At 67.6% G+C, this 10,176-nt stretch carries 9 protein-coding genes and 1 pseudogene; 7 read left to right on the forward strand and 3 right to left on the reverse strand.

What is annotated here, in order from left to right; translation table 11 throughout:
- Window positions 1–16 precede the first annotated feature (16 nt).
- Complete coding sequence (locus IJ15_RS0117675) at window positions 17–2,356, reverse strand: arylsulfatase (RefSeq protein WP_031939675.1); 2,340 nt, start codon at window positions 2,354–2,356, stop codon at window positions 17–19.
- Window positions 2,357–2,397: 41 nt separating this feature from the next.
- Complete coding sequence (locus IJ15_RS0117680) at window positions 2,398–4,710, reverse strand: arylsulfatase (protein WP_051919132.1); 2,313 nt, start codon at window positions 4,708–4,710, stop codon at window positions 2,398–2,400.
- Between the two features lie 221 nt (window positions 4,711–4,931).
- Between IJ15_RS0117680 and IJ15_RS0117685 the strand changes: the two genes are divergently transcribed.
- From IJ15_RS0117685 to IJ15_RS0117710, 6 genes are all read left to right on the forward strand, one after another.
- Window positions 4,932–5,534, forward strand: a complete 603-nt coding sequence (locus IJ15_RS0117685; protein ID WP_051919136.1) for a TetR/AcrR family transcriptional regulator — start codon at window positions 4,932–4,934, stop codon at window positions 5,532–5,534.
- 38 nt (window positions 5,535–5,572) lie between these two features.
- A complete protein-coding gene (locus IJ15_RS0117690) occupies window positions 5,573–6,490 on the forward strand; it encodes a TauD/TfdA dioxygenase family protein (protein WP_031939678.1) in 918 nt (305 codons plus the stop codon).
- A gap of 74 nt (window positions 6,491–6,564) precedes the next feature.
- Window positions 6,565–6,930, forward strand: a complete 366-nt coding sequence (locus IJ15_RS0117695; RefSeq protein ID WP_031939679.1) for a YidH family protein — start codon at window positions 6,565–6,567, stop codon at window positions 6,928–6,930.
- Window positions 6,930–7,262: a DUF202 domain-containing protein gene (locus IJ15_RS0117700; RefSeq protein WP_231569576.1), complete on the forward strand. Its 333-nt coding sequence runs from the start codon at window positions 6,930–6,932 to the stop codon at window positions 7,260–7,262. Before IJ15_RS0117695 ends, IJ15_RS0117700 begins: the two co-directional genes overlap by 1 nt.
- Window positions 7,263–7,404: 142 nt before the next feature.
- The gene (locus IJ15_RS0117705) at window positions 7,405–8,250 is read left to right on the forward strand and encodes a mycofactocin-coupled SDR family oxidoreductase (RefSeq protein ID WP_031939681.1); all 846 of its coding nucleotides are present in this window, start codon (window positions 7,405–7,407) and stop codon (window positions 8,248–8,250) included.
- The gene (locus IJ15_RS0117710; protein ID WP_081880795.1) at window positions 8,247–9,707 is read left to right on the forward strand and encodes an MFS transporter; all 1,461 of its coding nucleotides are present in this window, start codon (window positions 8,247–8,249) and stop codon (window positions 9,705–9,707) included. Before IJ15_RS0117705 ends, IJ15_RS0117710 begins: the two co-directional genes overlap by 4 nt.
- 4 nt (window positions 9,708–9,711) lie before the next feature.
- Here the strand turns inward: IJ15_RS0117710 and IJ15_RS0117715 are convergent, their stop codons facing one another.
- Entirely contained in the window at window positions 9,712–10,059 is a 348-nt protein-coding gene (locus IJ15_RS0117715) for a CD225/dispanin family protein (RefSeq protein ID WP_031939683.1), read from the reverse strand.
- Here IJ15_RS0117715 and IJ15_RS26995 point away from each other — a divergent pair.
- Window positions 10,054–10,176 (forward strand): annotated as a pseudogene (locus tag IJ15_RS26995) (CD225/dispanin family protein); the annotation flags it as partial. The gene IJ15_RS0117715 and the pseudogene IJ15_RS26995 overlap by 6 nt on opposite strands.

A 10,176-nucleotide genomic window follows, 5' to 3' on the forward strand; every position in this document is an offset into this window, starting at 1 on the left:
TCCTGACCGGGTACACCTAGTGCGTCGCGAGCGCGATCCGGCGCTGCTCCGTGGCAGTCTCCGGGCGCCCGGTGTCCGGCAGATCCACGCGGATGTGGTGCAGTCGTCCGGTGAAGGCGAAGCGGCCGTCGAACTCGTCGCACACCGCGCTGCCGCGGTTGACGCCGATGTCGAGTTGCTCGTTCATGCTGAACATCGCGCGGGTGGTCTTCTCGATGCGCGCGCTGCCGACCTCGACACCGTCGACGGAAAGTGTTGCCGTTCCGCCCTTCCCGAGCCCGCCGCCGTCGTACTCGAACGCGACCGACACCTCGCGGGTCTCCCCGGTCAGTGGCACCTCACTGCGCACGAATGTCGTGCCGCCGCCGCTGAAGTTGTAGCAGAACACAGGCTTCGAATCGAGAACGTACAGCGCGAGGCCGCCGAACCGTCCACCCAGGCTCGCGAGGATGCCCTCGGACGGGTCGCCACCGGTCTCGAGCGTCGCGGTGATCGTGTACGAGCGGTTGAAGAACGGCGGTGCCGCCTTCTCGGGCAGACCGTTCATGTGCGGGTACAGCGTGATGCTCGACCGGCCGCGCAGGGGGTGCGGCGGACGATCCTTCGGCGCCGCGTTCCTCGTCACGGTGCGGTCGTCGAGGGGGAGCACCTGATAGCGCGCCGCCTCGACGAGGAACTTCTGCTTGAGTTCCTCGAGCTTCTCGGGGAACTCGGCCGCCAGGTCGCGGGCCTGCGACCAGTCGACGGTGGTGTCGTACAGCTCCCACCGATCCTCGTCGAACGCGGGAAGCTGCAGTCCGTGCGTCGCCATCAGCCACGGAGCCCGATGCAGCGTCACCGCGGTCCATCCGTGGTCGTAGATGCCACGGTTGCCGTAGATCTCGAAGTACTGCGTGGTGTGCCGGTCCGCGGCGGTGGCGTCGGTGAACGTGTAGTTCATCGCGACCCCCTCCATCGGCTTCTGCGGGACGCCGTCGACGGTGTCCGGTGCCGGCACGCCCACCGCCTCGAGGATGGTCGGGGTGATGTCGACACAGTGATGCCACTGGTCGCGGATTCCCGACTCGGCGATCCCCTTGGGCCAGTGCGCGATCAGGCCGTTTCGGGTGCCGCCGTAGTGGGACGCGGCCTGCTTGGTCCACTGGTACGGGGTGTCGAGGGCCATCGCCCACGACGCCGGGTAGTGCGGGTAGCTCGACGGGGTCCCCAACTCGTCGAACCGCTCGAGTACCTCGGCGGTGGTCTGCTTGTACCCGTTGAGCCCGGCGAGGTAGTTGAACGAGCCCTCCATGCCGCCCTCGGCGGACGCGCCGTTGTCACCCAACATGTACAGCACCAGGGTGTTGTCGAGGGCGCCCGATTCCTGCAGTCGGTCGACGAGCCTGCCGACCTGGTCGTCGGTGTGCTCGAGGAACGCCGCGTACAGCTCCATCAGCCGGGCGGAGACCTTCTTCTGGTCGTCGTCCAGGTCGTCCCAGTGCGGCAGGTCCGGCGCCCACGGTGCGAGTTCCGTGTCGGGGCCGACCACTCCGAGTTCCTTCTGACGCTCGAGGGTGATCTCCCGCTGACGATCCCAGCCGTGGTCGAACTCGCCGCGGTACTTGTCGAGGTAGCTGTCCGGCACCTGCAGCGGTGCGTGGCACGCGCCGAACGGCAGGTAGCAGAACCACGGCTTGTCCGGATCCATCGTCTCGACCGACTCGATCCACTCCATCGCGCGGTCCACCAGGTCCTCCGACATGTGGTAGCCCTCCTCGGGCGACTTCGGCGGATCGACGACGGTGAAGTCGCGGTACAGGACCGGGGCGAACTGGTCGGACTCGGCACCGAGGAAACCGTAGAAGCGATCGAAACCTTCACGGGTGGGCCACCGGTCGAACGGTCCGGCCTCGCTGATCTCCCACGTCGGAGTCTGGTGCATCTTGCCGAACGCGCCCGTCGCGTAGCCGTTGCCCTGCAGGACCCGGGCGACGGTCGCCGCCGAGGCCGGTCGGGTCCCGTTGTAACCCGGTGCGGCCGTAGCCTGTTCCGCGATCACACCGAATCCCACACTGTGGTGGTTGCGTCCGGTGAGGGTCGCGGCACGGGTCGGCGAGCACAGTGCCGTCGTGTGGAATCGCGTGTACTTCACACCGTCGGCGGCAAGTCGGTCGGCGGTGGGTGTCCGGCACGGTCCACCGAAGGTCGACGCGGTGCCGTAGCCGACGTCGTCGAGCATGATCAACAGGACGTTGGGCGCACCGGCCGGCGGTCGGACCGGCTGCGGCCGGGTGAACGGTTCCTGCTGATTGCGGTAGTCCACGGCGGTGGGAACCGATGGTTCGTTGTGAACGATGGGGATCGAATGACGATTCATGGTGGCCTCTCTGATTCGGTAGGTCGGGTTGTGCGCGTGCACTACTGGGTGGCGCGGCCGAGTTCGCGGAAGTGGTCGATCATCATGGGGAACGCGTCCGGCGCCAGTGCGCCCGGGACGTAGGTCACCCGATCGATCCGGCCGGTGTAGGGGAACGTCCCGTGCGCGGACTCCAGGTCCCGCGACACCGGCGAACGGCGACCGATACCGACATTGATGCCGTTGTAGGGGACGAGCCAGGACAGTTGGACGAACTCCGACCCCTGCATCACGATCTCGCCGTCGATCGCGATGTCCACGAGCCAGCGGGCCTTCCCGGGGGCCGTGACCGAGACGGTGATCTCCCGACAGTGTTCGGGAAGATCGACCGGCGGCGCGTCGATCATCCGGCCGAAAGCGTTCTCCGCGAAGTGGAGTCGGCCTTCGTCGATGTAGAGGAGGTATCCACCCTCCTGGCCGCCGTGCGAGACCAGCACACCGCTGTCGGTGCGCGCGAAGTCGTCGATCTCGACGACGATGTCGAACGAGCGGCCGTCGATCAGCTGGCTCGAGCGGAACCGCTCGACGGTGGAGGTCTCCGGCAGGATGGCCTGCGGCCGTGCGAACCGCTCGTCGCTGGGCGGTCTCTGGAACCAGTGCAGGGGAGTCCCGTCCGCCATCGGAAACACCTGGTTGTCCCCGGCCGCCGACTGCCACGACTTCACCAGTTCGGCAACACGGTCGGGATGTTCGGCGGCCAGATCGTGGCACTGGGTCGGGTCGGTCGAGAGGTCGTAGAGCTCCCAGCGGTCCTGGTCGAACGGAGTCAGCGGCTTGCGGATCGCGACCACCTCCCACCCATCCCGGTAGTAGGCGCGCTCACCGAAGCACTCGTAGTACTGCTCGGTGTGCGCGGTCGCGCTCACGCGATCCTTCAGTGTCGCAGCGAAGCTCGTTCCGTCGAGCGGACGGGCCTCGAGTCCGTTCCGTTCGGTGGCGACCGGGATACCGGCAAGATCCAGCACGGTCGGCAGAACGTCGGTGACGTACGCGTACTGCGTGCGGATCTCGCCGCCGACCTCCGACAGGCCTCGGGGCCACGAGATCAGGAACGGAACCTGATGGCCACCCCGGAAGCTGCTGAACTTGTGCCGACGGAACGGAGTGTTGGACGTCGTGGCCCAGCCGACGGGATTGGCCGGCCACGTGTAGGGCCCGCCGATCTCGTCGATCCGCAGGATCTCCTCCGGGATGCGTTCGGCCACAGTCTTCTTGCCCGAGCGGTCGAGGTTGCCGAGATGGTTGATCACACCGATGTCGGTACCGCCGTCACCGGCCGCGCCGTTGTCGGACAGGAACACGAAGATCGTGTTGTCGAGGATGCCGAGCCGGTCCAAGGTGTCACGGAGGCGCCCGACGCTCGCATCGATGCTGGTCACCATCGCGGCGTACACCTCCATGTACCGCGCGGCGAGCCGTCGACCGTCGGCATCGAGGTCGTCCCACGCCGGCACGTCCGGGCCCGTCTCGTCGGACCGCGGCGCCATCGTCGCGTCGGCCGGGACCAGGCCCAGTTCCTTCTGTCGAGCGAAGCGCTGCTCGCGGATACGATCCCAGCCCTCGGCGTACGCGCCCCGGAACGCCTCGATGTCGTCGGACTTGGCATGCAGCGGGGTGTGGACCGCCGCGTGCGCGAAGTACATCATGAACGGCTTCTCGGGCTCGTCCGTGACGGTGTCGCAGATCATCCGGACAGCGCGGTCGGTGAGATCGTCGGTGAGGTAATACCCCTCGGGATACTGGTCGACGTGGACCGGATTGTTGCCCTCGAACAACTGGTGCGGATGGAAGAAATTGGTCTGGGCCTCGAGGAATCCGTAGAACTGGTCGAATCCGCGCTGCAGTGGCCAGGAGTGCCGGTCGCCACCCGGACCGAGGTCACTCTCCTTGCACAGGTGCCACTTGCCGATCATCAGAGTGCTGTAGCCCTGCGCCCGAACCGTCTCTGCCAGCGTCGGCTGGTTCGGCGGCAGTTCGGCGGCGTATCCGGGGAAGCCGGGATCGATGTTGGCGACGGCGCCGATACCGACCGCGTGCGCGTTGCATCCCGTCATGAGGGCCGCGCGCGTCGGTGAACAGGTCGGTGTCACATGGAAGTTCGCCATCCGGACGCCCTCGGAGGCGACAGCGTCGAGGTGCGGGGTGGGGATCTCGGAGCCGAACGGGGAGATGTCCGAGAACCCCATGTCGTCGACGATCATCACGACGATGTTGGGCGCTCCGGCCGGGGGCTGTGGTCGCGCCGGCCACCATGGCTCGGAGTTGGAGATGGTGGTGTCGATCCGGCCTTCGAAGTCGGGAATACCTGTCGGCATCGTGAGGGCTCCTCGGTGGGACGGGCTTCGGTGGGCGTGCCCAGGGAAAATAAGAAGCAGTCTTAATTGCTGGTTGTGATGAGTTTCACCTGCGAGTCGGGGGCTTGTCAAGCAAGTGCTCGGTCAACTTAATGCACTGACTCAGTCCGCGGGTCTTGACGTTTAAGGCGCTGACTTATTAGGTTGGGTTCGTGTCGAACCCGGGCAATGCCAAATCAGCCATGATCGAAGTCGCGGAGCGCATGTTCGCCGAGCAGGGCATCGACGGCGTGTCGATGCGGGACATCGCATCTGCCGCCGGGCAGAAGAACAACTCGGCGGTCCAGTACCACTTCGGTGGCCGGGACGGGCTGATCCTGGAGGTCTTCCGGCGGCGGATGGGCGTCGTCAACGCCAATCGCACCGAGTACCTCGCACGGCTGGACGCGGAGGGTCGCGGGCATGACGTCCGTGCACTGGTCGAGGCCGTGGTGTTGCCGCTCGCGGACTATCTGCGATCGGCGGGAACGGAGTCCTACTACGCGCAGTTCATCGCTCGGGTCTCGCCGTCGCTGGACTTCTCGAGCCCGGACCTGGCGGAGGTGACGGAGGCGAGCCGGGAAGTGTCGAGTCGACTCAAGCGCGCGCTCACACACCTTCCCCGGAGAGTCGCCGCGGCACGTACCGGGCTGATGCTGAACATGGCGATCTCGGCACTGGCGATGTTCGAGCAGCGTGGTGCGAGCAGGAGTTCCGTGGCCAACTCGAGCTTCGACGAGATCGTCGCCCACCTGATCGACATGTCGGTGGGCGCGCTCGAAGCACCGTATTCACCAATGGATTGAGCCGGGTTGCCGGCGATCCGCACGATCGGAGGCAGTAATTGTCAACCATGACTACATCGCGGACAGTGGCGATCGGTAGCCATTCCATCGAGTTCGGGCCCCGTGGAATGCGTCGCAACGCCGACGGTTTCGACTCGAAGCCGTACACGCAGTTCGAGGTGCGACCGGTGACGCCGTTCATCGGGGCCGAGATCCACGGCGTGGATCTGCGGGACCCGAGCAGCGCGGTGATCGAAGACCTGCGTCGGGCGCTCCTCGAGTGGAAGGTGATCTTCTTCCGGGACCAGCAGATCACCGGACTGCAGCATCGCGACTTCGCAAGGCATTGGGGTGAATTGGAGATCCACCCGCTGCTGCCGCAGGGCGAGGTCCCCGAGGTGGTCCACTTCGAGCGCGGTGAGGACAGTCCCGGCACCGAGAACATCTGGCACGTGGACGTGACGTGGCAGAAGCGTCCCCCGCTCGGCTCGGTTCTGCGCGCGCTCGAGGTGCCGCCGGCCGGCGGCGACACGCTGTGGGCCGACATGGGGAACGCGTACGACTGCCTGTCCGACGAGGTCAAGGCGAAGATCGAGGGCCGCGTCGCGATTCACGACTTCGTGCCGTCCTTCGGCCGCTCGATGGGGCCGGAGAAGCTCGCGCAGATGAAGGAGGCGTATCCGCCGATCGCACACCCGATCGTCCGGATCCACCCCGAGACCGGCCGGAAGACCCTGTTCGTCAACAGCCTGTTCACGACGCACATCCCGGACATGGACCCGGTCGAGGGAGAAGCGCTGCTGCGGCACCTCTTCGACCAGGCCAAGGTTCCCGACTTCCAGTGCCGATTCAAGTGGCAGCCCAACTCGATCGCCTTCTGGGACAACCGTGCGACGCAGCACTACGCGGCCAGCGACTACTTCCCGCACCGTCGGGTGATGGAGCGCGTGGCGATTCTCGGAGATGTGCCCGCCTGACCGGGCAGGGCTCGCGGGGCGCTCGGGGCGCTACCGTCGTCGAACCACAGAATGAGTGAGAGAGGACCATCACGGTGACACTGCGCGGTTGGCGTCCGAGAGCGTTCCGGGACGGGAAGGATCCCGATCCCCGGTTCACGTTGGCCAACGAACGCACCTACCTGGCCTGGGTCCGTACCGCCCTCGGACTGATCGCGGCAGCCGTGGGCCTCGAGGCGTTCGGCGCCGATGTCGTCGGCCCGACCGTGCACAAGGTGCTCGTGGTGGGCCTGCTCGTCGGTGCCATCCTGCTCGTGGTGTTCGCGTTCCTGCGCTGGATGGGTGTCGAGGCGGCGATGCGGTTGGGCCGCAGCCTGCCGGTGCCGGCCCTCGCGGCGCTCCTGGTGGGCCTGATCGGGGGCGCCGGCGTCACGCTTCTCGTGGTGATGGTGAGTCGGTGATGTCGGCGGCCGCCGCTCACCGGGATCCGGGACTGCAGCCGGAACGGACGACGCTCGCGTGGGTGCGCACGGCCGCCAGTCTCGCCGCCGTGGCCTTTCTCTGCCTGCGGTACGTGCCCGGATCGTCCGTCGTCGTCCAAGTCGTCGGCATGTGGGCGATCGTGTCGTCGTCGGTGGTCGTGGTGACTGCTCGACGACGGTACGAGCGGATGAGTCTGGCGTTCGGGGACGAGCGGGTGATCTACCCGTTCGCGCTGATGGCGGGACTGGCGGTCACCGTCGTCGTGCTCGCGGCGGCATCGGCCGCCGTCATCGTCGTCGTCGGGCGGTGACGATCCCGTCTCGCCCGTCCGGCGCACGGGTGGCCCGCGCTTCCCACTGGCCGGGATTTGTGCGCGTCGTCACAGAGGTAGCGGGTAGGGATAGTTCCGGACCGTTGGAATCGCAGGTCCCCTGATCTCGAGGAGTGCAGCAATGGAGGAGTTCGAAGGCTTCGAAGGCCGAGTCGCCCTGATCACCGGCGCAGCCCGGGGACAGGGACGATCACACGCGGTGGCGTTCGCCGAGCGTGGCGCCGACGTCGTCATCTGCGACCGCTGTGAGGACAGCGATTCGGTGTTCTACCCGCTCGGCACCGAGGAGGACCTGGCCGAGACCGTGCGCCTGGTCGAGGCCACCGGTCGTCGCGTCATCTCGGCCAAGCTGGACACCGCCGACCGCGCAGCGATGGACGACCTGGTCGCCCGCGCCGAGTCGGAGTTCGGTCGCGTCGACATCGCGGTCGCCAATGCCGGCGTCTCCGTCGCTGCCCCCGTCCAGTCGATGACGTCGGCGCAGTGGAACGAGGCCATCGGCTCCAACCTCACCGGTGTCTTCAACACCCTCGGCGCGGTGTCGCCCGGCATGATCGAGCGCGGCTACGGCCGCATCGTGACGATCTCGTCGATGCTGGGCCGCGCCGGCAACACCAACATGGTGGCGTACGCAGCGTCCAAGTGGGGCGTCATCGGCATGACGAAGAGCGCCGCGCTCGACCTGGCGCAGAACGGCATCACCGTCAATGCGATCGCACCGGGCAACATCTCGACCGGGATGATCCACAACGATGCGCTCTACTCGATGATGCGTCCGGACCTCGAGGCTCCGACGATGGACGACGTCGCCCCCGTGTTCCAGAGCCTGCACGCGCAGCCGGTGCCGTGGCTCGATCCGTTCGAGATCACCCGGGCCGTCCTGTTCTTCTCCGCCGAGGCCAGCGCGCACATCAGCGGCACTGTGCTTCCGATCGACGCCGGTAACGCCGCACGCGTCACCGGGTGATCGCGGTCCCGGCACCCGCTCCGGGCACCGCCCGGAGCGGTGTCGTCATCGCGGCCCTCAGCCTCAGCGGGATCCTGGTCGCACTCCTGCAGACGCTCATGGTGCCGGTCCTGCCGGCGTTCGCCGAAGACCTCGGTATCCCGCCCAGCAGCGCGTCGTGGCTGGTGACTGCCACACTGCTGACCGGTGCCGTGGGCACACCGCTCATCGGCCGGCTCGCCGACATGTTCGGCAAGCGCGCGATGATGCTGGTGTGCCTCGGGTTGATGGTCGCCGGTTCGGCGCTCGCCGCACTCGGACCGGGATTCGCGACAGTCGTCGCAGGCAGGGGACTGCAGGGCTTCGCGATGGCGCTGATGCCCGTCGGCATCAGCATGATGCGGGATGTACTGCCACCCGACCGGCTCGGCAGCGGGGTCGCCCTGATGGGGGCGACGATCGGGATCGGCAGCGTCTTCGGAATGCCCCTCGCCGGGGTGCTCTACGACCAGCTCGGGTGGCAGTCACTGTTCTGGGTGCCCGCCGGATTCGCGACGGTGATGGCGCTGCTGCTGCCGCTCGTGGTCCCGGAATCGACCACCCGAGCGGCCGGACGCTTCGACTACCGCGGTGCGGTCCTACTGACCGCAGCATTGACGGCGGTGCTGCTCGCGATCTCGAAAGGCGGAGCGTGTGGGTGGGGCAGTGCGCCGACCGTCGGCCTCGCCGTCGCCGGTGCGATCGGACTGCTGGTCTGGATTCCGTTGGAGTTGAGGGTGCCCCACCCGCTCGTCGATCTCCGGACGTCGATCCGGCGCCCGGTGCTGGTGGCGAATCTGTGCGCGCTGCTGCTCGGATTCGCGATGTTCCTCAGCTCGTACGCATCCACGCAGGAACTCCAGGTGCCCACGTCGACCGGTCACGGGCTCGGCCTCAGCGCGGCCGCGGCCGGGCTGGTGATGCTTCCGGGCGGACTGATCATGATCGTCCTGGCCCCGGTGACGGCAACGATGATTCGCGCGTGGGGTGCCCGCACCACGCTGGTGGTTGCTGCGGGCGCGATGACCATCGGATTCGCCACGCGCGGCATTCTGGGCAGCAGCATCCTCGTCGTCGGGACCAGCGCCCTCGTCGTCTCGGTCGGCGTCGCGTTCGCGCTCGCCGCGATGCCCGTCCTGATCACCACGTCGGTACCGCTCGACCAGACCGCGTCGGCGAACAGCATCAACAGCCTGGTGCGAGCGGTCGGCACCTCCGTCGCGAGCGCTGTCGGCGCGGCGGTACTCGCGGCGTCGATCGTGACGGTCGGGGCGGTGACGGTGCCGGCGCAGGTCGGGTTGGATCGGCTGTTCTGGCTCGGCGCGGTGGTGTCGATGGTGGCGTTGCTCGTCGTCGCGTGCACCCCGATCCGGGCCGGGGGCCGTCGGACCCACACGGGTGCCGTCGCCCCGGGAATCGGCCCGGTCGAGGTGCGTTGAACGGCTACCAGTCCATTCGGCCGCGGTGCCAGTTGTCGTCGTATCCGCCGTGCGAGATCCACACGGCCGCCATCACGATGTAGGCGATCGCGATCAGCACGAGGATTCCACCGAGGATCCACAGCGACAGCTGGCCGAGCTTGCGGACGCGGTCGGACGCGTACTGCGCCCCGGCGAAGTCGCCTCGGGCCCACCGCGGATACACCTCGAACGCGTTGCTGAACGCCGCGAACGCGAGCGGCCAGAAGGCGACGAGCGCCGCGACGGCCCATCCGGCATTGGTCGGCGGCGGCGGCGGTGGCGTTCTGGCCGATGAGCGGCCGCGGCCGCCAACAACGCGTTCGAGGTGTATCCGCGGTGGGCCCGAGGCGACTTCGCCGGGGCGCAGTACGCGTCCGACCGCGTCCGCAAGCTCGGCCAGCTGTCGCTGCGGATCCTCGGTGGGATCCTACTGCTCGACCCGACGGCC

The organism is Prescottella defluvii, assembly GCF_000738775.1.
Lineage (GTDB): Bacteria > Actinomycetota > Actinomycetes > Mycobacteriales > Mycobacteriaceae > Prescottella > Prescottella defluvii.